Origin of the sequence: Streptomonospora mangrovi, assembly GCF_027604915.1 — a bacterium.
In the GTDB taxonomy this organism is placed as follows: Bacteria; Actinomycetota; Actinomycetes; order Streptosporangiales; family Streptosporangiaceae; genus Streptomonospora; species Streptomonospora mangrovi.
On sequence record NZ_JAJAQC010000016.1, the window covers coordinates 37,151 to 62,805 of the forward strand.

A 25,655-nucleotide genomic window follows, 5' to 3' on the forward strand; every position below is an offset into this window, starting at 1 on the left:
CGTCGGCCTCAGTCGCTGTCGTCCCCCCGCGAGCAGCCGCGTCGCCGCCGGGACCTGCGCAGGGGGGTGCAATGCCTGCCGGGTCCGATCCTGCCACGCCGGGCGCCGGAATGCGGAACCCGGCGCGAAGGTTGCAGCAGGGTGCGGGCCCGGCCCCAGGCCGCGGCAGGCCGGCGGTGGAGGCCGCCGCGCCGCCGCGCGCGCCCCCGGCGCGGCCGCGGCGGCACCCAGGCGAGCAGCGAAAAGGAGACACACGTGAGTGGTGGCGAGGAGCGGGACGGCACCGTCCCCGTCGACTTCTGGTTCGACCCGGTGTGCCCGTGGGCGTGGATGGCCTCGCGGTGGCTGCTGGAGGTCGAGAAGGTGCGGCCGATCACCCCGCGCTGGCACGTGATGAGCCTCAGCGTCCTCAACGAGGGGCGCGACCTGCCCGACGACTACCGCGCGCTGCTGGACGACGCGTGGGGGCCGGTACGGGTGGCCATCGCGGCCGAGGAGCGGCACGGGTCCGAGGTTCTGGGCCCCCTCTACACGGCACTGGGCACCCGCCTGCACAATCGGAAGGAGCCGCGCTCCGACGACACCGTCCGGGCGGCGCTGCGCGAGGCGGGGCTCCCCGAGGACCTCGCCGAGGCGGCCCGCACCGACGCGTTCGACGAGGCGCTGCGCCGCTCCCACCACGACGGCATGGACCGCGTGGGCTACGAGGTCGGCACGCCCGTCATCTCCGTTGAAGGCGTGTCGTTCTTCGGCCCGGTGGTCTCGCCCGCACCCAAGGGCGAGGCGGCGGCCCGGCTGTGGGACGGTGTGCGGCTGGTCGCCGGCACCGACGGGTTCTTCGAACTCAAGCGCAGCCGGACCCGCGAACCCGTCTTCGACGACGAGGCCGGGCGGCCCTGACCGCGTTCACCCGGCACGGCGCGCGGGTGCACCGGGCCGGAGGGTGCAGGGGGCGCGGGGGCGGCCACCGGCACGAACGGGCAGGCAGAGCACGCTAGGAAGGCGGCAGCGATGAGCGGACCCGAGGACGACCGCCCGGTCGACCTCTTCGAGGACGGGCTGGAGATCCTGCCCGACACCACCAGTGACGAGCGCGGCCCGGGCTGGGGCGACCCCGACCGCGACGACAACATCGACCGGCTGCTGGAGGAGCGCCCTCCGCACTGGTAGCCCGGTGTCGGGGGCGGTCCGCGCGGCGGGCCGCCCCCGCCCGCCGTCCGGCGGGCCGCCACCCGTCCGCTGCGCCGCTCCACGGCCGGCCGCCCCCACCTCGTTCCCACGGGTCCGCCCCCGCCGGGTCCCGGCGGGGGCGGACCCCTCAAGCGGATTCCCCCCGTCCCGCCCCGCGCGGCCGCCCCGACCCGGTGTCCCGGTCGGCCCGGTTCCGGCATTCGGCGGAGTAATAGAATCCCGTTCTGGGAACGTGGTCACCATGCGATCCCTTTACCTCAACGGCACCTGGACCGAGTCGGCGTCCGCCACCGCCATCGACGTCGTCAACCCCGCCACGGAGGAGGTCGTCGACTCCGTCCCGGCGGGCGACCCCGCCGACGTCGACCGCGCGGTCTCCGCGGCCCGGGCCGCCTTCCCCGCGTGGTCCGCCCTGCCCTACCCCGAGCGCCGCGCCGTCCTGGCCCGCGCCCTGGAGCTGCTGCAACAGCGCTCCGCCGACATCGCCGCCGCCATCGCCACCGACATGGGCGCCCCCCTGCGCTTCGCCACCGGCGTGCAGACCGGGTTCCCCCTGCTGATGTTCCAGACCTTCCTGGACCTCCTCGACACCCACCACGAGCGGCTGTTCGGCGGCGAACCGGTCGGCGACTCCATCATCGTCCGCGAGCCCTTCGGCGTCGTCGGCGCCATCACCCCCTGGAACTACCCCCTCCACCAGATCGTGCTGAAGGCCGTGCCGGCCATGGCCGTGGGCAACACCGTCGTGCTCAAGCCCACCGAGGTCGCCCCGCTCGCCGCCTACGCCCTCACCGAGGCACTGCACGACGCGGGGCTGCCGCCGGGGGTGTTCAACCTCGTCTCGGGCACCGGCCCGGTCGTCGGCGAGGCCATCGCCGCCCACCCCGGGGTGGACATGGTCTCCTTCACCGGCTCGGGCCGCGCCGGCAAGCGCGTCGCCGAGGTCGCCGCCGCCACCGTCAAGAAGGTCGCCCTGGAACTCGGCGGCAAGTCGCCCAACGTGATCCTGCCCGACGCCGACCTCACCGCCGCCGTGGCCGCCGGGGTCGCCGACGTCATGCGCAACACCGGGCAGAGCTGCAACGCGCTGACCCGCATGCTCGTGCACCGCGACCACTACGCGCGCGCCCGGGAACTCGCGGCCGAGGCCGCCGCGAAGTTCGAGCCCGGCGACCCCTTCGAGGAGGGCGTCCGCATGGGGCCGCTCGTCTCGCGCACCCAGTTGGACCGGGTGCGCGACTACATCGACACCGGAGTCAAGGAGGGCGCCCGCATCGTGGTGGGCGGCGCCGAGCCCCCCGCCGGCCGCGAGCGCGGCTACTACGTGCGCCCCACCGTCTTCGCCGACGTCGACAACGGCATGCGCATCGCCCGCGAGGAGATCTTCGGCCCCGTCGTCGCGCTCATCCCCTACGACACCGAGGACGAGGCCGTGGCCGTGGCCAACGACACCGACTACGGCCTGGCCGCCGCCGTGTGGTCGGGCGACTCCGACCGCGCGCTGCGCGTGGCCCGGCGCCTGCGCGCCGGCCAGGTGCAGGTCAACGGCGCCCGCACGCAGCCCCTGCTGCCCTTCGGCGGCTACAAGCAGTCGGGTGTGGGCCGCGAGTGGGGCCTGCACGGCATCGAGGAGTTCTGCGAGACCAAGGGCATCCAGCGCTAGCGCCGCCCCGGCGCGGGCCGGGCGCCGGCGTATGGCAGGATCGGCGTGCAGAGGTGCGGGTTCGCCCCGCGCCGTGTCCGTACCCCGATACCCGAGGTGTGAGTTGAGCAAGCCGACGGAGTCCAAGGCCGGCCCGCTGAGCAAGGACATCAAGGCCATCGTCCTGGTGAACGTCATCGCGGTGCTGTCGCTGGCCCTGTTCGCCGCCATGGGGATGGCCATCGCCTCGATCGCCACCGGCGTCCCGCTCATCTAGCGGCCGGGCCGCACCGGCCCCGCCGAATTCCGTTACGCCCGCCCCCGGTGCTGCGCGCCGGGGGCGGGCTCGTGCCATGGGAAACTAACGACGTGCGTGTCTACCTGGGATCCGACCATGCCGGATTCGATCTCAAAGAACATCTGGTGACCTGGCTCAAGGAGCAGGGCCACGAGGTCGTCGACGCCGGCCCCGCCGCGCTCGACCCCGCCGACGACTACCCACCCTTCGTGCTGCGCGCCGCCGAGGGCGTCGCCGGCGACCCCGGTGCGCTGGGGGTGGTGCTGGGCGGCTCGGGCAACGGCGAGCAGATCGCCGCCAACAAGGTGAAGGGCGTGCGCGCGGCGCTGGCCTGGAGCGAGGAGACCGCCCGGCTGGCGCGCGAGCACAACGACGCCAACGTGCTCAGCCTGGGCGCGCGGATGCACACGGCCGAGGAGGCCACGTCGTTCGTCGCGGTCTTCCTGGCCACGCCCTACAGCGGCGAGGAGCGGCACAGCCGGCGCATCGGCATGCTGTCGCGCTACGAGGAGTCGGGCGAGCTGCCCCCGCTGCCCTAGCGTCCCGGCGCCGCCCGCGCAGCCCCCGGGACGGTCCGGGCGGCCCCAGAGGCGGTCCGGACGGGCGCCGTTGGCCGGTTCGGTCGGCCGCCGGCGCTCGATCGGCCCGCCGCCCCTCCAACCCGCCCGCCGGTGCCCGGTGGGCGGCTTTGCCGTGCGGTGCATCCGGCCCGGCCCGGCGGATCCGCGGCGCTGCCGGTGCGCGGATCCGCCGGGTCCGGTGAGCGCGCGGCGCGGCGGCTGTGCGGCGGTGCGCTCGCGCCCCGCAGCGGCCGGCCGACGCCGTTCACGCTCTGCCGTGACGGTAATACGGATCGGCGGAGCTGAGAACCCCGCGATCCGCCGGCGCGGTGCGGGGCGCGCGCCACCGCGCCCGCCCCGCCCGCGCCGGTCTCCGGCGTGCGCGGCCTAGAAGACGTTGCCGCAGTAGGGCAGGTCGGCGCGGTGCAGGGCGGTGTCCAGCCGCTGGACCGCGCCCGGCGCGGCCTCGCTGAGCAACCCGGCCGCCAGGTAGCCGCCGAGCCGGGTGCCGCCCAGGTAGGCGGCGCCCAGGTGGGCGGCGTCCAACCGGATGTCGGGCTCCTGGTCGGTGGGCCGGCAGCGCGCGGCGGCGGTGTCGGCGGTCAGCCGCCACCGGCCGGCGTTCCACGGGCAGTGGCGGTCGGCGACCTCCAGCACCACGTCCACCGCCGCCGCGTAGGAGCGCCGCTCCAGCGCGGCGGGGAGGTCCACCAACCGGATCCACAGGTTCTCGATGTGCCGGCGGCGCGCCCGGAAGGGGTCGGCCAGCAGGTGGAACAGCGGGTCGTCGAGCGCCGCCATGTCGCAGGTCACCGAGGTCACCAGGTCGCGGGTCAGCACGTGCTCCCACAGCAGGGTGTGCGCGGCCGGCGCGGTGGCGTAGACCTCCTCGACCCGCAGCGCGGAGTCGGCGGTGCCGTGGTCGTCCCACACCTGCCGGGTGCGGTAGAGCACGTAGCCCAGCGGGCCGGCGTCGTCCTCGGCCACGGCGCACTTGAGGTCGCTGAACGGGTTGCCCGGCGGGTTGTGCAGCACCCGGGTCCACCACGCCTCGGTGCGCTGGAACTCGCCGACGCGCTGCGGCGCCGCCGCCTGGTGCACCACGGAGATCTCCTTGCGGGCCTCGGCGGCGTCGAGCAGCCGCAGACGCAGCGCGGGGTCGCGCGGGGCGTCGGGGCGCAGCGCGGTCTCGCGCGTGGGCAGGGTGAAGGACACGGCGGAGGCCGCCGGGCCGTAGCCGAACCGGCCGTAGATCGCGCCCTCGCTGGCGAACAGCGCCGCGACGTCCTCGCCGCGCTCGCGGATGTCGGCGAACTGGCGGCGCATCAGCGCGCTGAGGACGCCGCGCCGCCGGTAGGTGGGCCACACCCCCACCGCCGAGACGCCGGAGACCCGGCGCGCGCCGCCGGGCAGGGTCATGGTGAGGGGCAGCGCGGTGGTGTTGCCCACCGGCTGCGCGCCGTCGAAGACCGTCAGGGTGCGGTCGAGGTGGGTGAGTTCGCGGTAGGACTCGGCGTCGGACTTGCCGCCGAGCAGGGCCTCGCCGACGAGGCGGACGACGGCGGGGAACTCGGATTCGTCGGGCACCCGCGGGTGCCACCGCGAGGTCGGCCCGGGGTCCGCGCCGGCGGCCCCGTCTGCGGAAATGGACATGGTCCGTGCCTACCACCCCGGCGCGCGGCGGCGCGAGCGGTTTTTCTGGCCCCGGCGGGTTGCGCCCTGTCCGAAGACCGGGTTGACGACCGTCCGCGGCTGTGAATTTGCCGGGATTCCGTCCCGGGCGCCCGTCTGGACTGACGAGCACCCGATTCTCGGCACATACTGGATCATGCGGAGTTCGACGCGATTTTCGGTGCGTGTGCAGGCACGATATCGGCTCGGCCGATACACGGGGCCCGAGGGGAGGCACCCCGCGGGCCGCGTGCCCGCCCCTGCCGCGCGCGCTACAGTGCGGGCACGATGAACGCCACGCCGACCGCCCGACTCCTGCGCCGCGCGCGCTCGCTGTGGCAGCGCGCGGCCGCGCTGCTGCGGCGCAAGGTGCTGTTCCGCTACCGCCTGGTATTGATCACGCTGGTCCTGCTGGCCGTGGGCATCGGGGTGGGCGCGGTGTGGGGCCCGCCCGGGTGGTTCCCGCCCAGCTCCGTCATCGTCACCGTGGTCGCCGGCGGGCTGCTGCTCAAGCGCAAGAGCCTGGCGTTCCTGCTCGCCGTCGACGCCGCCGTGCTGCTGTTCACCGCCTTCAGCCTGGACTTCGGCCAGGTCGGCCCGGGGCTGCTGGTCACCATCGGGGTCACCGCCGTGGTGGCCTACCTGCTGTCGGGCGTGCGCGAGCGGCTGGGCGTCCAAGGCCTCAGCGGCGAGCGCATGCTGCTGGAGTTGCGCGACCGGCTGCGCTCCCAGGGCGAGCTGCCCGAACTCCCGCCCGGCTGGCGCGGCACCTCGGTCCTGCGCCAGGCCGGCGGGTCCTCGTTCGGCGGCGACTTCGTGGTCTCCATGCGCCAGGACGACCGCCTGGAGGTGGCGGTGGTCGACGTCTCGGGCAAGGGCATGGACGCCGGCACCCGCGCGCTGCTGCTCTCGGGCGCCTTCCGCGGCCTGATCGCCGCCGTGCCCAGCGGGGAGTTCCTGTCCCGCTGCAACGACCACCTGATCCGCACCTCGCTGGGCGAGGGGTTCGTCACCGCCGTCCACCTCAGCCTGGACCTGGAGACCGGCGACTACATCCTCGCCTCGGCCGGCCACCCGCCCGCCGTGCAGTACGACACCGCCACCGGCGTCTGGAGCCCGGCCGACGCCCGCGGCATGGTGCTGGGCGTGCTGCCCGAGACCGCCTACACCCCGGTCAAGGGGCGGCTGCGGCCCGGCGACGCCATCATGCTCTACACCGACGGCCTCATCGAGACCCCGGGCGAGGACCTCGACTCCGGCGTCGAGCACCTGCTGAAGGCGGCCGAGTCCGCCGCCGCAAAGGGATTCGACCAGGGCGCCGTGGCGATCGTCGACTCCCTCAGCAAGGGCAAGAACGACGACACCGCCCTCGTTGTGATCTGGCGCGACTGACCCCTCGGGCGCGGCGCGGCGTGCCGGGGCCGCCGCCGGGGCCGGTAGGGTCGTCATGTTCCCCGGGCAGACGAGAGGTGCCTCGTTGCCGTGTCCAGAGGCCCCCGCGCCCCATACGCGATCGACAAGGGGGTGCTCAGCATGGCCGACGACGACGAGCGCGAGATCGAACTCACCTCGCTGGTCGAACGCAACGACCTCACCGGGATCCGGCTGTGGCTGGCCGAGCACCAGCCCTACGAGATCGCCGACGAGCTGTCGCGCATGGACGTCCACCTCGCCCTGGTGCCCTTCCGGCTGCTGGACAAGGACCGCGAGCTGGAGGTCTTCGAGGAGCTGGACCCCCACCACCAGCACCAGATCCTGCTGGGACTGCGCGACTCGGCGTTTCGGGCGCTGCTGGAGGAGATGGACCCCGACGACCGCGCGCGGCTGATCGGGGAGGCCCCGGCCAAGATCGCGACCCGGGCGCTGGCCGGGCTCAGCCCGGCCGAGCGCAAGATGACCGCCGCGCTGCTGGGCTACCCCGAGGGCGCGGTTGGCCGGTACATGACCCCCGAGACCGTCATCCTGCACCGCGACCTCACCGTGGGCCGGGCGCTGGAGGTGGTGCGGGCCAAGGGCGCCGACGCCGAGACCGTCTACACCCTGCCGGTCGTGGACGACGGCCGCCGCCTGGCCGGCACGGTCCAGCTCAGCGACCTGGTGGTCAGCGACGACTCCGAGCTGATCAAGGACATCGTGGACGTCCTGGTGCCCCGGGTGCGCGCCACCGAGCCCGCCGAGGACGCCGCGCGGCTGATGCAGCAGGCCAACCTGGTGGCGCTGCCGGTGGTGGACTCCGAGGAGCGGTTCGTGGGGCTGCTCACCTTCGACGACGCCCTGGAGCTGATCGAGGCCGCCGACACCGAGGACATCGCCCGCCAGTCCGGCGCGAGCCCGGTCTCGGGCCACTACGTCGCCGCCGGGGTGGTGCGCCTGGCCCGCGCCCGGTCGGTGTGGCTGCTGCTGCTGATCGTCGCCGCCACCCTCACCGTCAACGTGATGCAGGTCTACGAGGCCACCCTGGAGCAGGTCACGGCGCTGGCGCTGTTCGTGCCGATGCTCACCGGCACCGGCGGCAACGTCGGCTCCCAGTCGGCCACCGCCATCGTGCGCGCCCTGGCCGTGGGTGAGGTGCGGCTGCGCGACCTGCCCAAGGTGGCGTGGAAGGAGTCGCGGGTCGGCGTGCTGCTGGGGCTCATGCTGGCCTCCGTGGCGCTGGTGGTGGGCACGGCGCTGGTGGGGCCGCTCATCGCCGCCGTGGTGGCGGTGTCGGTGATCGCCATCTGCACGTGGGCGGCCGTCATCGGCAGCACCATGCCCATCCTCGCCCGGCGGGTGGGGGTGGACCCGGCCGTGGTGTCGGCGCCGCTGGTGTCGACCCTGGTCGACGCCACCGGCCTGCTGATCTACTTCTCCATCGCCCGGCTGGTCCTGGGCATCTGAGCGTTCGGAGGCCGTGCGCCGCCGCGCGTGTGTCGCTTTACGCGACCGTGGTGCCACACTTCGGAGTATCCCGCGGTCGGGGCGGGTATGCCCAGACGACCGACGAACGTCGTCGCTGCGAGCAGGAGGTGGAAGGCATGGGTGCCTTCGACAAGTTCAAGGACGCGGCCGGGGACCACGGCGACCAGGTCGCCAAGGGCGTCGACAAGGCCGAGGAGTTCGCCAAGGACCGCACCGGCGGCAAGTACGACGACAAGATCGACAAGGCCGGCGACTCCGCCACCGAGTACCTGCGCCGCCAGGCCCAGCAGGACCGCGCCCGGGGCGGCTCCGGCGACGGCCAGGGCACCTGACCCCGGGCACCGCCCGACCACCGGGGCGGCCGCGGACCGGGGGCACGGTCCGCGGCCGCCCTTCGCGTGGGCCATGATGGGGGCGTGCCCTTTGCCGCGCCGCCCGCCCGCGCCCGCCGCCTGCCCCCGGTACCGGTCCTGCTGGCGCGGGTGCGGATGCCGCTGATGTGGGCCGGCACCCTGGCCCTGGCCTTCGGCGGGCTGGCGGGGCTGTCCTGGTGGGTGCGCGGCCCGCTGTTCGTCCTGGGCCTTGCGGTCTACCTGCGGCTGGGCCGGGTGCGGTGCGCACCCCGAACGGTCCTGCCGCCGGTGCGGGGGCGCTGGATGGCGCTGGCCGGCCCGGCCGAGGCCGTGCCCAGCCTCGGCGCGCACGCCTACGGCCAGACCTACGCCCTGGCCCTGGTGGCCGAACCCGCCGACGGCGCCCGCCCCGACGTCGCCTGGCGGCCGCTGAGCCGCCCGCCCGAGGAGTTCCCCGCCTTCGGCGAACCCGTCCACGCGCCGCTGGCCGGCACCGTGGTCACCGTGCACCGGCGCGGGCGCGACCACCGCAGCCGCACGTCGTGGCCGTGGCTGGTGGCGATGGTCGCCGAGACCGCGCTGCGCGAGCTGCGCGGCCCCGCCGGGCTGCTGGGCAACCACGTCGTCATCGCCGCCGACGAGGGCGGCTACCTCCTGCTGGGCCACCTGCGGCGCGGCTCGGTCGTGGTCGCGCCGGGGGAGCGGGTGGCGGCCGGGCAGATCGTCGCCGCCTGCGGCAGCTCGGGTAGCTGCGCCGAACCGCAGTTGCGCCTCCAGCTCATGGACCACAGCCGACCGCTCGTGGCGGCCGGCCTGCCCCTGCGGTTCGCACCGGACTCCTTCGCCGGCCCCCACCGCGACGGCGTACCGCGCGCCTGGCGGCCGTTCACCGCCTGATCAGGCTCCGGGCGCGGCGGTGCGCGCGCTCCAGCGGCCCCCGCGGCGCTCGATCTCGATGGGATGGTCGAAGCACGCCGTGACGAGCTTGGTGGTGAGCGTGGCCGCGGCCTCGCCGGCCGCCACGACCTGCCCGCCGCGCAGCAGCATGGCGTGGGTGGTGGAGGCGGGCAGCTCCTCCAGGTGGTGGGTGACCAGCACCGTGGCCAGCTCGGGGTGCTCGGCGCGCAGTTGGTCGATGCTGGTCAGCAGTTGCTCGCGGGCCGCGACGTCCAGGCCCGTGGCCGGCTCGTCGAGCAGCAGCAGGCGCGGCACCGGCATCAGCGCGCGGGCGATGAGCAGCCGGCCGCGCTCGCCCTGGGACAGCGTGGGCCAGGTCTCCTCGCGCAGCGCGGTCACCCCCAGCATGGCCATGAGGCGGTCGGCGCGCGCCTCCTCCTCAGGGGCGGGCCGCCAGCGCGGCGGGATCTCGATGCTGCCGGTGGCGCCGGTGAGCACGATCTCGCGGCCGCGCAGCGCGGAGCGCAGGTCGTGGCGCGGGTTGACGTGGCCGATGAAGCGGCGCAGTTCGCGGATGTCGGTGCGGCCCAGCCGGCGGCCCAGGATCTCCACGGTGCCGCGCGTGGGGTGCCGCACGGCGCCCAGGAGGCTGAGCAGGGTGCTCTTGCCCGCGCCGTTGGGGCCAAGAAGCGCCCAGTGCTCACCCGGGCGCACCACCAGGCTCACCTGGTCGAGGAGGGTCTTGCCCGACCGGACGAGATCGACGCGGTCGGCGCTGAGCAGGGGGGAGGCCGCGGCCTCCGCGGAATCGGAAATCACGGCGTCCACGGTAGCGCCACGCGGCCGAGGGCCGCGCCGCGCAGGGCGACATAGCAGGTCACAGCGGTGCGAGGCGGTGGATACCGTTGGAGGGGCGGCGGACGGGCGGCCGCTCGGCCGCCGCCGCGCCGCCCGAGACCGGAGGAGGCCCCGACCCCGTGGAGCCCGCAGGACGCCCGTGCCGGCTGGTGGTGTGCCGCGGCTGCTGCTGCGGCACCCGCAAGAAGGTGCCCGGGGTGGACCACGCGGCGCAGTTGGCGCGGCTGCGCGGCCTGCGCGACGGCCGGGGCCGCGACGTCCCGGTGCGCACCAGCACCTGCCTGGGCATCTGCTTCCAGGCCAACGTGGTGGTGGTCCAGCCCTCCGGGGAGGGGCGGGCGCGCGGCGGGCGCCCGGTGTGGCTGGGGGAGTTCACCGAGGACCGCCTGGTCGACGACCTCCAGGAGTGGATCGCCGAGGGCGGCCCCGGCGCCGCGCCGCTGCCCGAGCGGCTGGCCGGCCACCTCACCTCCAAGGACGCCAAGAAGCCGAAGAAGGCGAAGAAGAAGGCCAAGGACAAGAAGTCCAAGAAGCTGAAGAAGGCGCGCGAGGCCGAACAGGAGCGCCTGCGCGACGACGCGCGGCCGGGATCCGCCGCGCCCGCCGGCACGCGGGCGGACGGGACGGACCCGAAGGCCACGAAAGCCAAGAAGAAGGACACGAAGGCCAAGAAGAAGGCCAAGCGGGACAAGAAAGAGGACAAGAAGGCCAAGCGCGGGAAGAAGGCCGAGCGACGCGAGAAGAAGGACCGCCGGTAGTCCGGCGGTCCTTCCTCTTCCGGTGCGGCCGGCGGCCGCATGAGCCGCCGGGAGAACGGTGTGCGGCGGCCGCGTGCCCCGGGCCGCCGCACACCCAGCGGTCCGCGGCGCCCCCGGCCGGGCGAAGCCGGGCCGCCGCGGACCTGCTCCCGCGGGGGCGGGCTAGTCGGCCACCCCGGCCGGCGCGGCGGGCCGGTCCTGGGCGGCGTCGGCCTCGGCGTCGGCCGCGTTCTCCCCGAGGCGGGTGGCCAGCGGGCGCTCGGTGATGAAGAACGTCAGCGCGAACCCGACCAGCACGATCGGCACCGCGTAGACGAAGATCGGCGGCAGCGCCTGGGCGAACGCCTGCACCAGGAAGTCGCGGACCTGCGGCGGCAGCGCGGCCAGCATCTCGGGGGTCAGGGAGCTGAGGCCGGCCTCGCCGCCCTCGAACTGCATGCCCTGCGCGGCGCCGGCCGGAAGCCCGGCCACCTGGTCGTTGAGGCGGCTGACGAAGACCGACCCGAAGACCGCGATACCGAACGACGCGCCGATCTGGCGGAAGTAGTTCGTGGCCGAGGTGGCGGTGCCCAGGTGGCGCGGCGGCGCGGAGTTCTGCACGATGAGCACCAGGTTCTGCATCACCATGCCCACGCCCAGGCCCAGCACCAGCATGCCCGTCGCGTTGAACAGGTAGCTGGAGTCGGCGTCCATCCGCGACAGCAGGAGCAGGCCGAGCATGATCACGGCGGTGCCCACGATCGGCCACACCTTGTAGCGCCCGGTGCTGCTGATCAGCCGACCGGTGGTGATGGTGGCGGCGAGCATGCCGACCACCATCGGGATCATCCGCAGCCCCGACTCGGTGGCGCTGGCCCCGTTGACCATCTGGAAGAAGGTCGGCAGGTAGGACACGGTCGAGAACATCGCGATGCCCACGGTGATGCCCACCAGCGAGGTCAGCACGAAGTCGCGGTCGCGGAACAGGCTCAGCGGGATGACCGGCTCGGCGGCGAACCGCTCGGCCACCACGAACAGCACCGCGGCGACCACGGCGGCGGCCCCCAGCCCGAGGATGACCGGGCTGGTCCAGTCGTACTCGGTGCCGCCCCAACTGGTGACCAGCACCAGGCAGACGCTGGCCGCGGCCAGCAGGAGCGTGCCCAGGTAGTCCAGGCGCGGGCGCGGGCCCTGGGGGCGGGGCAGGTTCAGCGCCACGGTGACGACCAGCAGCGACAGCGCGCCCAGGGGCAGGTTGATGTAGAAGATCCACCGCCACGACAGGTGGTCGGTGAACAGCCCGCCCAGCAGCGGCCCGGCGACCGAGGCCAGGCCGAACACGCCGCCGATCAGGCCCATGTACCGGCCCCGCTGGCGGGGCGGCACGATGTCGGCCACGATGGCCTGCGCGCTGATCATCAGCCCGCCGCCGCCGATGCCCTGGAGCGCGCGGAACAGGATGAGCTGCGTCATGTCCTGCGCGGCGCCGGAGAGCACCGAACCCAGCAGGAAGGTGACGATGGCGAACTGGAAGACGATCTTGCGGCCGAACAGGTCGCCGGCCTTGCCGTAGATCGGCATGCCGACCGTTGCCGCCAGCATGTAGGCGGTGACCACCCACGACAGTTGCTCAAGGCCGTGGAGTTCGCCCACGATGGTGGGCAGCGCCGTGGAGACGATGGTCTGGTCGAGGGCCCCCAGCAGCATCGTCAGCATCACGCCGACGAAGACCCAGCGGACCCGGCGGCGCGGCAGCGGGCCCGAGGAGTCGGCGGCCGCGGGTGCGGGTTCGGGTAACGGCGTTTGCGCGCGGGTGGACGTCATGGATGACTGCTCGCTTCCCCTGATCGGAACACGCGCCGAGCGGGAGCGGCCGCGTGTACTGGTGGCCCGCCTCAGCGGGCCGTGTCGAATGTCTGCCGCAGGGCGTCGAACGCCTCGTCGAGCAGGTCGCGGAGTTCGGCGATCTCCGCGGCCCGCGCGCCTTCGGCGCCCGCGCCCTCTGCGGTGTCCCCGTGGTGGTGCAGGTGGCGCAGGGCGAACCGCAGCGCGGTCATGCCCAGCGCGGCGACGATCTGCGGGCGGATGGCCTCGGGTTCCTCGCCCAGCCGGGCGGCCACCCCCGCGACGACCTCCCGCTCGGTGGCGGCGAAGGTGGCCATCATGCGCGTGACCAGGTGGGATTCACGCAGCATGAGCTGCTTGCGGGCCAGGAAGTCGGTGAAGGTGTAGCCCAGCTCCTCCGCGCTCAGGTCGAGCATGGGGGAGAGGATGAAGTGCTTGAGGTCGTCCAGCAGGTCGCCGGTGGGGCCGTTGGCCACGAAGACCGCGGTGGCGTCCGCCGTGGGCCGGGGCGGACCGTCGCCGATGATCGCCTCCTCCTTGGAGGAGAAGTAGTTGAAGAACGTCCGCGTGGACACGTTCGCCGCGGCGGCGATGTCGTCCACGGTGACGTTCTCCGAGCCGTGCTCGATGGCCAGCCGCAGCGCCTCGTGCTGGAGGGTGCGGCGGGTGGCCAGTTTCTTGCGCTCGCGCAGTCCCATGGGCTCCATGCCATCACCCCCGTCGACCGTCCGGTACCTGCCTTGGGTTAGATCATTGCACTCCATGAAAAAATGCACCAAACGAATTAATGCGTGACATGAATCTCTTCACGGTGTGCAACGAGTGAAGTTCGGTGTGTCGCCGTCGCCGGCGGCGGAGGAGGGGACAGGGTGGCCGCGGTCGGGGCCGCACACACAGCGGCGCCGGGCGCGAAGGGCCGGGCGCGTGCGCGCCCCGCCGATCGCACCCGGCGCCGCCGGGATCAGGCGCCGACCTCGGCCGACGGAGTGCGCCGGGCCGTCCCGCGCTCGCGCTCCTGGGCGGCGAACTGGGTGCGGTAGAGCGCGGTGTAGAGCCCGCCGGCCGCCAGGAGTTCGTCGTGGGTGCCGCGCTCCAGGATGCGGCCGTCCTCCAGCACCAGGATCTGGTCGGCCTCGCGGACGGTGGCCAGCCGGTGCGCGATCACCAGCGAGGTGCGGCCCTCCAGCGCGGTGCGCAGCGCCTCCTGCACCGCGGCCTCGGACTCGGAGTCCAGGTGCGCCGTGGCCTCGTCCAGCACCACCACGCGCGGCGCCTTCAGCAGCAGCCGGGCGATGGCCAGGCGCTGCTTCTCGCCGCCCGACAGGCGGTAGCCGCGGTCGCCGACCATGGTGTCGAGGCCGTCGGGCAGGCTCTCCAGCAGGGACTGGAGCTGGGCGGCGCGCATGGCCTCGACCAGTTCGTCGTCGGTGGCGTCGGGCCGGGCGTAGCGGAGGTTGGCGCCCACGGTGTCGTGGAAGAGTTGGGCGTCCTGGGTGACCACGCCCACCGCGTCGCGCACCGCCTGGGCCTTGGCGTCGCGCAGGTCCACCCCGCCGATCCGCACCGCGCCCTCGACCGGGTCGTACAGGCGCGACACCAGGTGGGTCAGCGTGGTCTTGCCCGCGCCCGAGGGGCCGACCAGGGCGACCAGTTGCCCGGGGGGCGCCGTGAACGAGACGTCGCTGAGCACCTGGGTGTCGTCGGCGGTCTCCGCCTGCGGGGTCAGCTCCAGGGACTCCAGCGACGCCTCGGCGGCGGTGGGGTAGCGGAACGACACGGCGTCGAAGCTCACCTCCAGCGGGCCGTCGGGGAGGTCGCGGGCGTCGGGGCGCTCGTCGATCATCGGCTTGAGGTCGAGGACCTCGAACACCCGGTCGAAGCTGACCAGCGCGGTCATGACCTCCACGTGCACGTTGGACAGCGCCGTGATGGGCGCGTAGAGGCGGGTGAGCAGCGTGGTCATGGCCACGAGGGTGCCCAGCTCGAACGCGTCGCCCACGACCAGGGTGCCGCCCACGCCGTAGACCACGGCGGTGGCCAGCGAGGTGATCAGCCCGATCATGGTGAACAGCAGCCCGCCGAACACGGCCTGGGAGACGCCGATGTCGCGGACGCGGGCCGCGCGGTCGGCGAAGCCCTCGGCCTCCTCGTCGGGGCGGCCGTAGAGCTTCACCAGCATCGCGCCGCCGACGTTGAACCGCTCGGTCATCAGCGAACTCATGTCGGCGTTGACGTTCATGCCGTCGCGGGAGATGTTGGCGACCTTGCGGCCGATGAACTTGGCGGGCAGCACGAACAGCGGCACCAGCGCCAGCGCGATGAGGGTGATCTGCCAGGAGAGCACCGCCATGGTGGTGACCACGGCGACCACGCTGATCAGGTTGGACACCACCGACTGGAGCACCGAGGTGATGGCGCGCTGGGCGCCCACGACGTCGGTGTTGAGCCGGCTGATGAGCGAGCCGGTCTGGGTGCGGGTGAAGAACGCGAGCGGCATGCGCTGCACGTGCCGGAACACCTGGGTGCGCAGCAGGTAGATGACGCCCTCGCCGATGCGCGAGGACAGCCACCGCCCGGTGAGCCCCAGCCCGGCCTCGACCACCGCGAGCAGGCCCACCGCGCCCGCGAGCAGGGCGATGAGCTGGGTGTCGCGGTGGGCGACGCCCTGGTCGATGATGGTCTTGAGCAGCAGCGGGTTGGCGATGACGATCCCCGCGCTGACCGAGGTCGTGACCAGGAACAGCAGGATCGCGCGCCAGTGCGGCCGGGCGTAGCCGACGATGCGGCGCACGGTCCCCGGCGTGAGGCTGGTCCTGCGGGCGCTGCCGTCGTTGACCAGCGACCGGTAGATGGGCGGACCGCCCGACATCATCATCGCGCCACCCCGTTCCGGTGAATGTGCTCGGACCGCTCAGGCACTGGCATAACCCCTCCCGTTCGGATGCCTCAACACCTCCGCCCGGCACCTGCTTCCCCGGGGGGCTCCCGCAGGCGGCTTCCACGCCCAGAGCGAAATCGCGGCGTTCGCACAACGAAAGGGTCACGGCGACGCGAGTACAGCGAACCACGCCCCAGTGACAATCCACCGGACCCGCACGGGGGCAGCCCGGAGCGCGCGGAAAGCACCCGGACAAAGGTCGCGACCGCCGCCCGGGCCGGCGGGACGCGTCAGAGGGAGCGGGCCAGCCGGTTCAGCGCCGCGCTCGTGGAGCGGCCTTCGGTCAGGGGCAGCACCCACGCGTCGGCCCCCAGCGCCTCGGCGCCCCGCCGCTTCTCCTCGGTGTAGGGGTCGCCCGTGGTGAAGGCCAGCGCCGCCATGCCCAGCGGGCGCAGCAGGTCGGCGTAGGAGTCCCAGTCGGCGACCTCGGCCGGCCCGGAGATGATGAAGACGCCGTCGACGCACCGAAGGGCCGCCAGCATCTCGGCGCGCTCCTCGGCCGGGTTCACCGGGCGGGTCGGCCCCTTCCAGCCGCTCACGCGGGCGTCGTCCTCGACGCCCACGACCAGGGGGGCGTGGCGGCCGCGCACGTCGGAGAGGAAGCGCACGTGGCCGACGTGGAGGACGTCGAAGGCCCCGGTGACCACCACGGGGGCGGCCGGGGACTCGGGCCGCGCGTACCAGCGCATCGTCAGAGGTGGCAGGTGCAGCGGATCAGGACTCGTCATCACTCACCTTCACAACCGGCCCGCGTCGCTCGGTCGGCCGCCGTCCGGCCGCACGCACAACATATCCGCCGGGCTCGACCGTTCCGCAGCGCACGCCGTGTCGTTCAACACATTCCGTATTGAACAAACCGTTTGCAATGAATCGTTCAACGACGCACACTGTCCTCATGCCCGAGAACCAGCAGCCCTCGCCCGAGGGCCACCAGGCCCGCCCCACCGGCCCCGACGACCCCTTCACCCCGCCCGACCCCGACACCGCGCGGCGGCACCGGGAGTACGCCGCCCTGCACCGCATCACCGAGCGCCACGCGGCCGGCGACGCCCGCCGCCGCTGGGACGAGGGCGGCCTGTTCCTGGAGCCCTTCGACGCCGTCCGCCGCGTCCACGACCTCGCCGCCGGCTCGGCCCTGCCCGAACCCGGCGAACCCCCGCTCGACACCGCCGACATCAGTGCCGCGCTCACCCTCACCCCGCGCATGCGCGCCGACATCGACGCCCTGGAGTCGGGCCTGCTGGCCATGGCCCGCGGCCGCGAGATGACCTGGCAGGAAATCGCCTTCGGCCTCGGCCTGGGCACCCCCCAGGCCGCCCGCCAACGCCACGAACGCCTCAGCACCCGCACCCCGTCCGCGGAGTGACGGCGGCGCCCCCAAAGCGAGAAAGCCCCCGTCGAGGAGGCCCAGCGGCAGACGGCCGAGGCGCGCACCCACCGCCGCAGGGGTCACGGAAGGATGACGGATTCCGGACCCTCCACCCACCCCTCGGCGCGCGGTCGGGCGGCGGTGGTGGGGGCAGTCCGAAGGGGAGGCCACAAGAAAGGAAGCCCAAAGCGAAAGGGCCGGGGCCGGTTCACACCGGCCGCCCGGCCCTTCGTGCTGTGGAGCGGGCGACGGGAATCGAACCCGCACGGCCAGCTTGGAAGGTCGCGCGTGGCGTAGCGGTCTTTGCCAAGCTCTTCTCACCTGCGACGGAAGCACCCACGGCGGACGCTGTTGCCCGTGGCTTCCTTTCGATCACCGTCCTGTGTGGCACGAGTGTGGCACGTCCTGACGATGCGGCGAGAGGGTGGCGGGGGTCGGAGTCGGCCTCAGTCTGAAAGGGCTTCCTTGGCCACTACACGGCCACCCGAGGGGTGAGAAACCACGGTCCCGGTCCGAGGCGCTTGGTCGCGCCGGGGCCGGCACCCCAGACAGTGAGGGTCGCGCGACCAAGTGCCTCGGGACCGTGGGCGCCAGGAACCACAGCCGGTTCGCCTGGAGAGGCTTCGGCGCTTCGTATCGGATCGTCCCGGCGACGGCGCGACCCACAGCCGACGGACGGCCTCAAGGCGACGGACGCTTCCGCGGCCCCGGCGGCCGACCGCGCGCTCGGGACCGGGCGGCAGCCCGCAGCCCGAGCGGCGGGCGGCACGCCGGGAGCGACGGCGCGAAGCGCCGTCGCCTTGATCCCATACAGCCCAATTCGGCAATGCCTAGTGGCAGCGCACGACTCCCCATGTCATCCGTTCGGCCGGGCCGCCTTGGCTTCCCCAGCTCTCGGTGAGACGGTCGACCAAGTGCAGGCCGCGCCCCCTCTCCGTGTCGAGTGGTGGCGCGGCGATGTAGGGCACGTGGGAGGCGCTGCCCGCGTCATGGACGGTGATGAGCGCGCCCTCGGCGGTGTGCTCCAGCATGACGAGGAAGCCGGTTGTCCAGTTGCCGGACTCGGTGTGCTGGAGGGCGTTGCTGGCAAGCTCGCTCGCAACGAGGATGGCCGCGTCCGGCTCGGCGCAGTACTGGAGGCGGTTGGCGACGAACCGGCGGACATCGCCGACGGACGAAGGGTGACCGGGGAACCAGCGGAGGGCCGCCACCTGTCCTCGATTAGGGCCGTTCGGGTGCAGAGACATAGGGCTCACCTCGGTGAGATCAACAGCTCACGAGACACTGAGCTGCATGTCTAGTACTATTAGTACGGCTACCGTACATTAGGTGTCTGGTACTTGCACTACGTTCGCAAGACAATTAGTGCGACAAGTGATGTCGAAGTGAGTTGAGGAGTCCCCATGTTCGGACTTGCCGTGCGATTCACGCTCAAGGACGAGGACAGCGCTTCGGGCTTTGATGTCCTGGTGGGGGAGACGCTGCCCCACATCCGCGAGAGTGAGCCGGGCACGCTCGTCTACGCCGTTCACCAGGTCGAAGGCAAGCCGCTGGAGCGGTACTTCTACGAGCTGTACCGCGACCCCGCCGCGTTCGACGAGCACGAGGAACAGCCCCACGTCAAGCGGTTCCTTGAGGCGCGCGGTGCGTTCCTCGACTCCGTCGAGGTCGACTTCCTTTCACTCCAGGGGGCAAAGGGGGTCGCAGGGTGAGCAATGACTACCAAAAGGCTCTAGGCCGAAAAATCGCGCAGCACAGAAAGCGGCGCGGCCTCTCACAGCGCGAATTCGCCCGTCTGGTCGAGCGCTCGGAAGCCTGGGTCTCGCAGGTGGAGCGTGGCGTTCGCCGGATTGATCGCATGTCGGTCCTGGAGACTGTCGCCGATGCGCTGGAGGTCCCGCTTTCGGAGCTGGCCGCCGAAGCGCCCATTGTCGCCTCGGCCGCCGAGGAGGCGCCCGGCAGCAGTCGCCTTCGGTTGGTCCTGAGTCGGGCGCATGCGCTGACGGCGATGCTCAGCGCCGGGGGCGAACCGCCGGATGTCGACGCGCTGGGCCGCAAGGTCGAGCACGTGTGGGAGTTGACCCATACCAGCCGCTACCTGGACCTGACGGAAGCGCTCGAGCCGCTGATTCCCGAGTTGGAGGCGGCGGCGCGCTCGGTGCCCAACGGACAGCGGGTTCCGCTGTTCCGCCTGCTCAACAGCGCCTATCAGGCGTGCTCTTCGGCGTTGACCAAGCTCGGGGAGTACGAGGCGGCCTGGATCGCGGCCGATCGGTCGATCACGGCGGCCGAACGCGCCGATGATCCGCTGTTGATGGCCGCCGGTGAGTTCCGGTTGTGCCTGACGTTCCAGGGTGCGGGCTACTACGAACAGGTCGAGGCGACCGCCGGCACGTCCTGTGAGGCGCTGTCGCGTCTGGCCGACAAGGGCGACCCCGAAGCCATGTCCCTGTTTGGCGCCCTCACTCTGCAACGGGCGGTTGCCGCAGCTCGGCGCAACGACGCCACGGCCGCCTATCGCAACGTGGCCCATGCGCGCTCGGTGGCGGACCGCCTGGGCGGTGACCGCAACGACTACAACACCGAGTTCGGGCCGACCAACGTGTCCCTCCACGAGGTCGCCGTGGCCGTGGAACTGGGAGATGCCGGGGTGGCGCTGCGGGCGGCCGAAGGTGTCGACGCGTCCGGCCTTTCGCCTGAGCGGCAGGGGCGCTTCCTCATCGATGTCGCGCGGGCTCACCTTCAGCGGCGCAACGCCGACAGGGCGGTCTCGACGCTGGAGAAGGCGGAGGCGATCACGCCTGAGCAGGTGCGCACTCACCCGCTGGTGCGCCAGGCGCTCGGAGACCTTCTGACCATTCAGGACCCTGCCGGACCGGCTCTCCAGGGGCTGGCGAGGAGGGCGGGCGTACTTTGAGTACGAACTAGTACTACAACTACTAGACAGAATTAAAAGTACGGGTTAGCGTGTGGGCTATCGCCGATGACCTTCCAACCCTGGAAGCGGCGACGGCCCACACGCTTTCGTATGTCCGGCCCGGTCACCGGGCCGTAGAGAGGTCCAACCATGGCGATTCAGGGTGCGCTGCCGATCGAGTTCGGGACGGTGTTCCCCTACGGCGCCTTCGCGCTGGGCGTCGAAGCGCTGATCGACTTTGAGACCAAGCGCCCGCAGCTGGACAAGGCCACGGGGCTGCCGCTGTGGGCGGTGGACGTGATCGACGCCGACCCGGACGCGCGGGGCAAGGCCAAGTCGGTGAAGGTCAAGCTCGCCGCCGAGCACTGCCCGACCCTGCCCGACGAGGTGCCCGGCCTGCCGTTCCGCCCGATCGAGTTCGAGGCCATGTCGGTCGTCCCCTACGTGGACGAGTCCGGCCGCCGTCCTCGGGTGGCCTACTCGCTGCGGGCGCGGGGCGTGAAGACCCCCAGTACTCCGGCCTCGCGCAAGTCCCCGGCGGCTGCGGCGGCCAAGGACGCCGCCTAACCAGCCGCTGAACCCAAGCGGGGCGGCCGTTGGTGTTGGCGCACCCGGCCGCCCCTTCAACCCCTCTGATCCGCGACTTCCCAATCACGTGATGGCAGAAGAGGTGTCTTCAGTATGTCCGACCGAACCGCGCGGGTGAGTCCGCGTGAGATCGCCGACTTCCTGGCCGCTCTGCGCTCCCGCTCTGCTGGTGACGGTGCGGCGCTGCTGGCCTGGAAGTCCTCCCTGCTTGACCGCATCGCCCAGTCCACGGCCGATCCGGGGACGCACGCGGTTGCTGAGGCGGCGCGCGCCGAACTGGCCGCCGCCCGCTCCAGCGACGATGTTGAGGCGGGTGGTCTCTGATGCTGGGCCGCAAGAGCGCCGGTGCCGCGCAGGTGCAGCCGACCGCGCCCGTCCCGGCGCAGAGCTTCCGCTTTGCCACCCCGGTCGTCCAGACGCCGGGGGTGTTCATCCTGGCCGGGTGGATGTGGCGCCTGGTGCGCTTCCTTCTCGTCCTACCGTTCCGGTTCCCGGTGGCGGTGGGGACTGTGGCCGTCTCGGTGGCCCTGTGGTACTTCACCGGCTGGCTCGGGCTCGCCGTCGCCTGGTCGATCGCTGATGCGGTGCTGCTGGTGTGGTGGCGGCGGTGGCCGCGCTCGTTTCGCGACCGGGTGGCGCTGCGGGTGCTGGCCGGGTGGCGGTGGGCGTGGATCTACCAGCGGCACTGGCAACCCGTCCTGGTGGTCGCCGGTCTGGCCGAGTCCTACCTTGAGCGCCAGTACCTTCCCCGCATCCGGGGTGTGACGTGCTCGGCGTGGGCCGACCGGGTGCGGGTGCGGATCGTGGCCGGCACGTCCCCGGCCGACTTCCAGAAACGCGTGACCGAGCTGGCCCACGGGTTCGGCGCCCCCTCCTGCCGGGTCGAAGTGCGCGGACCCAGGGATGTGGTGCTGGAGTTCCCGCGCTATGACACCCTCGCCGACCCCATCGACGCACTCCCGATCCCCGAGGAACCGGACCTGGCGGCCCTGCCCGTGGGGGTGTGTGAAGACGGCGAGGTGTGGACGCTCCGCCTCCACGGAACCCACGTCCTGACGGTGGGCGTCACCGGGGCGGGCAAAGGGTCGGTGCTGTGGTCGGCCATCCGGGCGATGTCCTCGGCCATCACCGCCGGTATCGCCGAGGTGTGGGCGATCGACCCCAAGCGCATGGAGCTGTCATACGGCCGGGCGCTGTTCGCCCGCTACGCCGACGACGGCGAATCCGCGGTGGCCCTCCTGGAAGCGGCGGTGGCCGCGATGCAGGAGCGGGCCGAGCGCTACGCCGGACGTCAACGCATCCACACCCCCACCACGCGCGACCCGTTCACCGTGATCGTCCTGGACGAGGTGGCGTTCCTGACCGCCTACCACCCCGACCGCGACATCCGCCGCCGCGCCGAGAACGCCATCGCGACGTTGACCAGCCAGGGCCGGTCGGTGGGGTTCTGCGTCCTGGCCGCGCTCCAAGACCCCCGCAAAGAAGTCCTCAACCTGCGCAACCTCTTCCCCGACAAGATCGCCCTCCGGTTGGACGAGGCAAGCCAGGTGGACATGGTGCTCGGGGAGGGAGCCCGGGACCGGGGCGCCAACGCCCACCTCATCGACCCCGAGCTTCCCGGGGTGGGGTTTGTGAAGCTGGAGGGCTCCCCGGTCCCCGTCCGTGTGCGGGCCGCGTTCGTCTCCGATGCCGACATCGACCACACGACTGCTACGGCAGCTGGAACGGGGGAGTGATGCCCACCCCGACCGGTAAGAGCACGCGGGCCGAGCGCCTCGCCCAACCCCTGGCGCGTGAGGTCGCCGAGACCATCGCGGCGGAGAAGGGGGTGTGCATCCGGCCGGTGGCGCTGCGCCGCACTGACATCGTCACCGGGCGGACCGAGATCATCGATGTGCCCTGTGGGGCCACGCTGGAGTCGTGGTGCCCGGCGTGTGCCCGCCGGAAGCGCTCGATCCGCCGCACTCAGTGCGAGGAGGGCTGGCACCTCACCGAAGACCCGGTTGTGGTTCCCGATCCCGCGAGCCAGATGCAACGGGCCTGGGTCGAACGCCGGGCGATGGTCACCGCCGAGCGCGACCGCCTGGTGCAAGCCGGTCAAGCGTCCCCCGATGAGGTGGCGGCGCTGGATGCGGCCATCGCCGACCTGGACGCCGAGATCACCGCCTCCGGCCTGCGGGGGTCGGTCACCCGGAACACCTCGCCCTCGGGGCGGTCCCGGCGGGTGCGCTCCACCAGACGCCGCCAGGACACACCCGACCTGCCCAAGAGGCAGAAGGCGCCCACCACCGTGGGCCGGACCTTCGAGGACCCGGCCACGGGCAAGACGTTCCGGCCGTCGCTGTTCATCACTCTGACCTGCGACACCTACGGCCGCGTGCGCTCGGACGGTACCCCGGTCGATCCCTCGACGTATGACTACCGGCGTGCCGCGCGCGACGCGCTGCACTTCTCCAAGCTCATCGACCGCTTCGTGCAGAACCTCCGCCGGGTGGCGGGCTTCGACGTCCAGTACTTCGCCACGGTGGAGCCGCAACGGCGCCTGGCGCCTCACCTGCACATGGCCACGCGCGGCACGATTCCGCGCGCGGAGCTGCGCCAGATCGCCGCCGCCACCTCCCACCAGGTCTGGTGGCCCCCGGCCGACACCGTGGCCTACGACGGCGCGAACCTGCCCGTCTGGGACGAAGACGCCACCACCTACGTCGATCCCCGCACGGGGGAGGTGCTGCCCACCTGGGATGAGGCGCTGGACGCCCTCGACGCCGACCCCCACGCCAAGCCGATGCACGTGGTCCGCTTCGGGCCGCAGGTGGATGCCAAAGGCGTCCTGGCGGGGTCTCCCGATGCCGACCGGTGCGTGCGCTACCTGGCGAAGTACCTGACCAAGGACATCGCCGAATGCCACGCCGTGGAGACCGACGCCCAAGCCCGCCACGTGGAGCGGCTCGTTGAGGCCCTGCGGTTCGAGCCGTGCTCGCCCCGCTGCGCCAACTGGCTGCGCTACGGCGTCCAGCCCGACAACCCCAAGCCGGGGATGGTGCCGGGGTTCTGCCGGTCCAAGGCGCATCGCCGTGAACACCTGGGCTACGCCGGGCGCCGCGTCCTGGTCTCGCGCAAGTGGTCCGGAAAAACGATGGCGGACCATAAGGCCGACCGCCTGACCTGGGTTCTCAACGCGCTGGGCGCCCGACCCGGCGATGAGGGCCTGGACCACGACGCCCAGCAACCCCCGGCGCTGGCGTCGGTGGCCTCCGGCAACCACGCCTGGGAGCTGGCACGCCCCACTGACCCCGACGTTCCCCCGCGTGAACACCGCCTGCTGCGCGCGGTCGGCGAAGCCCTCAAACGCCGCGCCCAACTCGACGCGGCACGGCACGGCAGTCTTTCGGCAACTGAGAGGGCAGCGTGATGACCGGCAAAGACAAGCACCCTTCTGGGCGGCTGCTGACGGTGGCGCAGGTGGCCGAACGGCTCAACACCAGTGAGCGCTATCCCCGCCGCCTCATTGAGGAGCGACGCATCACCTTTGTCAAGCTGGGGCGCCACGTGCGCATCCCTGAATCGGCGCTGGACGAATTCATAGCCGCCGGTCTGGTTGAGCCGGTGCGGCTGCGGATGAGGAGGGCAGCGTAATGCCAGGGGAGAAAAAGCGGTCTTTCGGCAACGTGCGGGTGCTCGCCTCAGGGCGCTTCCAGGCACGGTATCGCGGGCCGGACGGACGCCTCCGTAACGCTCCGATGACGTTCGCCACGAAGAAGGCGGCGGAACGTTGGCTGACGCTCAAGGAAGCCGAAATCGTCCAAGGCGACTGGTTCGATCCGGACGCCGGGGCCGTCCGCTTCGCCGAGTACGCCGAGCAATGGGTGGCGGAACGGGACCTCGCTCCGCGCACGGCGGACCTCTACCAAAGTCTTCTTCGCCTCCATCTGGACCCGACCTTCGGAGACGCGCTCCTCAAGGACATCCGGGAGTCGCACGTCCGCGCGTGGCGGGCCTCCCGCCGCCGGGCCAACGTCGGAAAAGTGACGGTGGCCAAGGCGTACCGCCTGATGCGGGCCGTGATGAACACCGCCGTCCGTGACCGCCTGGTCAAGGACAATCCCTGTCGGATCGAGGGCGCCGGTCAGGAGGAGAGCGAGGAGCGCCCGGCACTGTCCGTGGCCGAGGTGTACAAACTCGCCGACGCCGTTCCACCGCGCTACCGCGCGCTCGTGCTCCTCGCCGCGTTCGGCAGTCTGCGGTGGGGCGAGCTGGCCGGGCTAAGGCGTCGCTGTCTCGATCTCGACGGGCGTACCGTCACCGTCCGTGAGGTGGCCTATGAGCTCAAGGGCGTGCGCTTCGGGCCGCCCAAGTCGAAGGCCAGTCGGCGGACCGTACAGCTCCCCAAGCTGATCGTGGCCGACCTCCGCGCACATCTCGACACCTTCGCCGCTCCGGGACCGGACGGACTCGTCTTTGTGGGAGAGAGGGGCAACCCGCTGCTGCGGTCGAACTTCTCACAGTTGTGGGTGAGAGCACGTGCGTCGGTCGGGCTCGCGGGAGTCCGCTTCCACGACCTCCGGCACGCGGGCAACACGTACTCCGCCGAAGCGGGGGCCTCGCTGCGGGAGTTGATGACCAGGATGGGTCACTCCAGCACCCGTGCCGCGCTCATCTACCTGCACGCTAGGGACGACCGCGCCCGCGCGCTGGCGGACAGTCTCGGCGAACGGGCGGCGCGGGAGTTGGCAGAGGCGCGTGAGCGGGAGCAACGAGAGGGCTCCGGAGGGCCGGAAGCGGCCTCAGGCGGGGGCTGAACCGGCGGTTGTGGCACGTGTGTGGCACGGCGGGTGCGCCGCCTCCCGGCATGAACGAGGGCCAGGTCTCCGGATGCTCCGGGCTGACCTG

At 72.5% G+C, this 25,655-nt stretch carries 26 protein-coding genes; 19 read left to right on the forward strand and 7 right to left on the reverse strand.

Annotated features, from left to right (window positions below; genetic code table 11):
- Nucleotides 1–255: 255 nt before the first annotated feature.
- The 5 genes from LG943_RS11290 (at nucleotide 256) to LG943_RS11310 (ending at nucleotide 3,670) form a co-directional block, all read left to right on the forward strand.
- Nucleotides 256–900: a mycothiol-dependent nitroreductase Rv2466c family protein gene (locus tag LG943_RS11290; protein ID WP_270072195.1), complete on the forward strand. Its 645-nt coding sequence runs from the start codon at nucleotides 256–258 to the stop codon at nucleotides 898–900.
- Between the two features lie 111 nt (nucleotides 901–1,011).
- Nucleotides 1,012–1,170, forward strand: coding sequence for a hypothetical protein (locus LG943_RS11295; RefSeq protein ID WP_270072196.1), 159 nt, complete (start codon nucleotides 1,012–1,014; stop codon nucleotides 1,168–1,170).
- Nucleotides 1,171–1,432: 262 nt separating this feature from the next.
- Nucleotides 1,433–2,854, forward strand: coding sequence for an aldehyde dehydrogenase family protein (locus tag LG943_RS11300; RefSeq protein ID WP_270072197.1), 1,422 nt, complete (start codon nucleotides 1,433–1,435; stop codon nucleotides 2,852–2,854).
- A 103-nt stretch (nucleotides 2,855–2,957) separates the two neighbouring features.
- Nucleotides 2,958–3,110, forward strand: coding sequence for a hypothetical protein (locus LG943_RS11305; RefSeq protein WP_270072198.1), 153 nt, complete (start codon nucleotides 2,958–2,960; stop codon nucleotides 3,108–3,110).
- Between the two features lie 92 nt (nucleotides 3,111–3,202).
- A complete protein-coding gene (locus LG943_RS11310) occupies nucleotides 3,203–3,670 on the forward strand; it encodes a ribose-5-phosphate isomerase (RefSeq protein ID WP_270072199.1) in 468 nt (155 codons plus the stop codon).
- 408 nt (nucleotides 3,671–4,078) lie between these two features.
- On the opposite strand, the gene LG943_RS11315 is transcribed toward LG943_RS11310, so the two are convergent.
- Nucleotides 4,079–5,278 (reverse strand): GNAT family N-acetyltransferase, encoded by a 1,200-nt coding sequence (locus LG943_RS11315; RefSeq protein WP_270072200.1) that lies wholly within the window; start codon nucleotides 5,276–5,278, stop codon nucleotides 4,079–4,081.
- 372 nt (nucleotides 5,279–5,650) lie between these two features.
- Between LG943_RS11315 and LG943_RS11320 the strand changes: the two genes are divergently transcribed.
- From LG943_RS11320 to LG943_RS11335, 4 genes are all read left to right on the forward strand, one after another.
- Nucleotides 5,651–6,754 carry a PP2C family protein-serine/threonine phosphatase gene (locus LG943_RS11320; RefSeq protein WP_270072201.1) on the forward strand — a complete coding sequence of 368 codons (1,104 nt, stop codon included), beginning with the start codon at nucleotides 5,651–5,653 and terminating at the stop codon, nucleotides 6,752–6,754.
- Nucleotides 6,755–6,895: 141 nt separating this feature from the next.
- The gene (gene mgtE / locus LG943_RS11325) at nucleotides 6,896–8,242 is read left to right on the forward strand and encodes a magnesium transporter (RefSeq protein ID WP_270072275.1); all 1,347 of its coding nucleotides are present in this window, start codon (nucleotides 6,896–6,898) and stop codon (nucleotides 8,240–8,242) included.
- A 137-nt stretch (nucleotides 8,243–8,379) separates the two neighbouring features.
- On the forward strand, nucleotides 8,380–8,595 hold the full coding sequence (locus LG943_RS11330; protein WP_408648584.1) for an antitoxin: 216 nt from the start codon (nucleotides 8,380–8,382) through the stop codon (nucleotides 8,593–8,595).
- A gap of 84 nt (nucleotides 8,596–8,679) precedes the next feature.
- Nucleotides 8,680–9,513, forward strand: coding sequence for a M23 family metallopeptidase (locus LG943_RS11335; protein ID WP_333486356.1), 834 nt, complete (start codon nucleotides 8,680–8,682; stop codon nucleotides 9,511–9,513).
- Here LG943_RS11335 and LG943_RS11340 read toward each other — a convergent pair whose 3' ends face one another.
- Nucleotides 9,514–10,332, reverse strand: coding sequence for an ABC transporter ATP-binding protein (locus LG943_RS11340; protein WP_270072203.1), 819 nt, complete (start codon nucleotides 10,330–10,332; stop codon nucleotides 9,514–9,516).
- Nucleotides 10,333–10,490: 158 nt separating this feature from the next.
- On the opposite strand from LG943_RS11340, the gene LG943_RS11345 reads away from it, so the two are divergent.
- Entirely contained in the window at nucleotides 10,491–11,129 is a 639-nt protein-coding gene (locus LG943_RS11345; RefSeq protein ID WP_270072204.1) for a (2Fe-2S) ferredoxin domain-containing protein, read from the forward strand.
- Nucleotides 11,130–11,291: 162 nt separating this feature from the next.
- Here the strand turns inward: LG943_RS11345 and LG943_RS11350 are convergent, their stop codons facing one another.
- The 4 genes from LG943_RS11350 to LG943_RS11365 form a co-directional block, all read right to left on the reverse strand.
- Nucleotides 11,292–12,932: an MDR family MFS transporter gene (locus tag LG943_RS11350; protein WP_270072205.1), complete on the reverse strand. Its 1,641-nt coding sequence runs from the start codon at nucleotides 12,930–12,932 to the stop codon at nucleotides 11,292–11,294.
- Nucleotides 12,933–13,003: 71 nt separating this feature from the next.
- Complete coding sequence (locus tag LG943_RS11355; protein WP_270072206.1) at nucleotides 13,004–13,660, reverse strand: TetR/AcrR family transcriptional regulator; 657 nt, start codon at nucleotides 13,658–13,660, stop codon at nucleotides 13,004–13,006.
- Nucleotides 13,661–13,914: 254 nt separating this feature from the next.
- Nucleotides 13,915–15,822, reverse strand: coding sequence for an ABC transporter ATP-binding protein (locus tag LG943_RS11360; protein ID WP_270072277.1), 1,908 nt, complete (start codon nucleotides 15,820–15,822; stop codon nucleotides 13,915–13,917).
- Between the two features lie 299 nt (nucleotides 15,823–16,121).
- Nucleotides 16,122–16,619: an adenylyltransferase/cytidyltransferase family protein gene (locus tag LG943_RS11365; RefSeq protein WP_270072207.1), complete on the reverse strand. Its 498-nt coding sequence runs from the start codon at nucleotides 16,617–16,619 to the stop codon at nucleotides 16,122–16,124.
- A 167-nt stretch (nucleotides 16,620–16,786) separates the two neighbouring features.
- On the opposite strand from LG943_RS11365, the gene LG943_RS11370 reads away from it, so the two are divergent.
- Nucleotides 16,787–17,257 (forward strand): DNA-binding protein, encoded by a 471-nt coding sequence (locus LG943_RS11370; protein WP_270072208.1) that lies wholly within the window; start codon nucleotides 16,787–16,789, stop codon nucleotides 17,255–17,257.
- Between the two features lie 833 nt (nucleotides 17,258–18,090).
- Here the strand turns inward: LG943_RS11370 and LG943_RS11375 are convergent.
- Nucleotides 18,091–18,507: an ATP-binding protein gene (locus LG943_RS11375; protein ID WP_270072278.1), complete on the reverse strand. Its 417-nt coding sequence runs from the start codon at nucleotides 18,505–18,507 to the stop codon at nucleotides 18,091–18,093.
- Nucleotides 18,508–18,663: 156 nt separating this feature from the next.
- Here LG943_RS11375 and LG943_RS11380 point away from each other — a divergent pair, with 156 nt between their 5' ends.
- The 8 genes from LG943_RS11380 (at nucleotide 18,664) to LG943_RS11415 (ending at nucleotide 25,564) form a co-directional block, all read left to right on the forward strand.
- Nucleotides 18,664–18,972, forward strand: coding sequence for a putative quinol monooxygenase (locus LG943_RS11380; RefSeq protein WP_270072209.1), 309 nt, complete (start codon nucleotides 18,664–18,666; stop codon nucleotides 18,970–18,972).
- Nucleotides 18,969–20,177, forward strand: coding sequence for a helix-turn-helix domain-containing protein (locus LG943_RS11385; RefSeq protein ID WP_270072210.1), 1,209 nt, complete (start codon nucleotides 18,969–18,971; stop codon nucleotides 20,175–20,177). Before LG943_RS11380 ends, LG943_RS11385 begins: the two co-directional genes overlap by 4 nt.
- A 150-nt stretch (nucleotides 20,178–20,327) precedes the next feature.
- Nucleotides 20,328–20,744 carry a plasmid replication, integration and excision activator gene (locus LG943_RS11390; protein WP_270072211.1) on the forward strand — a complete coding sequence of 139 codons (417 nt, stop codon included), beginning with the start codon at nucleotides 20,328–20,330 and terminating at the stop codon, nucleotides 20,742–20,744.
- Nucleotides 20,745–20,858: 114 nt separating this feature from the next.
- Nucleotides 20,859–21,089, forward strand: coding sequence for a hypothetical protein (locus LG943_RS11395; RefSeq protein WP_270072212.1), 231 nt, complete (start codon nucleotides 20,859–20,861; stop codon nucleotides 21,087–21,089).
- The gene (locus tag LG943_RS11400; protein ID WP_270072213.1) at nucleotides 21,089–22,501 is read left to right on the forward strand and encodes an FtsK/SpoIIIE domain-containing protein; all 1,413 of its coding nucleotides are present in this window, start codon (nucleotides 21,089–21,091) and stop codon (nucleotides 22,499–22,501) included. Before LG943_RS11395 ends, LG943_RS11400 begins: the two co-directional genes overlap by 1 nt.
- A complete protein-coding gene (locus LG943_RS11405) occupies nucleotides 22,501–24,177 on the forward strand; it encodes a replication initiator (RefSeq protein ID WP_270072214.1) in 1,677 nt (558 codons plus the stop codon). The genes LG943_RS11400 and LG943_RS11405 overlap by 1 nt, the downstream gene beginning before the upstream one ends.
- Nucleotides 24,177–24,401, forward strand: a complete 225-nt coding sequence (locus LG943_RS11410; protein ID WP_270072215.1) for a helix-turn-helix domain-containing protein — start codon at nucleotides 24,177–24,179, stop codon at nucleotides 24,399–24,401. Before LG943_RS11405 ends, LG943_RS11410 begins: the two co-directional genes overlap by 1 nt.
- Nucleotides 24,401–25,564 carry a site-specific integrase gene (locus LG943_RS11415; protein ID WP_270072216.1) on the forward strand — a complete coding sequence of 388 codons (1,164 nt, stop codon included), beginning with the start codon at nucleotides 24,401–24,403 and terminating at the stop codon, nucleotides 25,562–25,564. The genes LG943_RS11410 and LG943_RS11415 overlap by 1 nt, the downstream gene beginning before the upstream one ends.
- The last annotated feature ends 91 nt before the right edge of the window (nucleotides 25,565–25,655 follow it).

Excerpts from the sequence above, each read along its gene's own strand:
- LG943_RS11295 (WP_270072196.1), top strand. The coding sequence starts at position 1,012 with ATGAGCGGACCCGAGGACGACCGCCCGGTCGACCTCTTCGAGGACGGG.
- LG943_RS11300 (WP_270072197.1), top strand. The coding sequence starts at position 1,433 with ATGCGATCCCTTTACCTCAACGGCACCTGGACCGAGTCGGCGTCCGCC.
- LG943_RS11320 (WP_270072201.1), top strand. The coding sequence starts at position 5,651 with ATGAACGCCACGCCGACCGCCCGACTCCTGCGCCGCGCGCGCTCGCTG.
- mgtE (WP_270072275.1), top strand. The coding sequence starts at position 6,896 with ATGGCCGACGACGACGAGCGCGAGATCGAACTCACCTCGCTGGTCGAA.
- LG943_RS11330 (WP_408648584.1), top strand. The coding sequence starts at position 8,380 with ATGGGTGCCTTCGACAAGTTCAAGGACGCGGCCGGGGACCACGGCGAC.
- LG943_RS11350 (WP_270072205.1), bottom strand. The coding sequence starts at position 12,932 with ATGACGTCCACCCGCGCGCAAACGCCGTTACCCGAACCCGCACCCGCG.
- LG943_RS11355 (WP_270072206.1), bottom strand. The coding sequence starts at position 13,660 with ATGGAGCCCATGGGACTGCGCGAGCGCAAGAAACTGGCCACCCGCCGC.
- LG943_RS11360 (WP_270072277.1), bottom strand. The coding sequence starts at position 15,822 with ATGTCGGGCGGTCCGCCCATCTACCGGTCGCTGGTCAACGACGGCAGC.
- LG943_RS11365 (WP_270072207.1), bottom strand. The coding sequence starts at position 16,619 with ATGACGAGTCCTGATCCGCTGCACCTGCCACCTCTGACGATGCGCTGG.
- LG943_RS11370 (WP_270072208.1), top strand. The coding sequence starts at position 16,787 with ATGCCCGAGAACCAGCAGCCCTCGCCCGAGGGCCACCAGGCCCGCCCC.
- LG943_RS11375 (WP_270072278.1), bottom strand. The coding sequence starts at position 18,507 with ATGTCTCTGCACCCGAACGGCCCTAATCGAGGACAGGTGGCGGCCCTC.
- LG943_RS11380 (WP_270072209.1), top strand. The coding sequence starts at position 18,664 with ATGTTCGGACTTGCCGTGCGATTCACGCTCAAGGACGAGGACAGCGCT.
- LG943_RS11390 (WP_270072211.1), top strand. The coding sequence starts at position 20,328 with ATGGCGATTCAGGGTGCGCTGCCGATCGAGTTCGGGACGGTGTTCCCC.
- LG943_RS11395 (WP_270072212.1), top strand. The coding sequence starts at position 20,859 with ATGTCCGACCGAACCGCGCGGGTGAGTCCGCGTGAGATCGCCGACTTC.
- LG943_RS11400 (WP_270072213.1), top strand. The coding sequence starts at position 21,089 with ATGCTGGGCCGCAAGAGCGCCGGTGCCGCGCAGGTGCAGCCGACCGCG.
- LG943_RS11405 (WP_270072214.1), top strand. The coding sequence starts at position 22,501 with ATGCCCACCCCGACCGGTAAGAGCACGCGGGCCGAGCGCCTCGCCCAA.
- LG943_RS11410 (WP_270072215.1), top strand. The coding sequence starts at position 24,177 with ATGACCGGCAAAGACAAGCACCCTTCTGGGCGGCTGCTGACGGTGGCG.
- LG943_RS11415 (WP_270072216.1), top strand. The coding sequence starts at position 24,401 with ATGCCAGGGGAGAAAAAGCGGTCTTTCGGCAACGTGCGGGTGCTCGCC.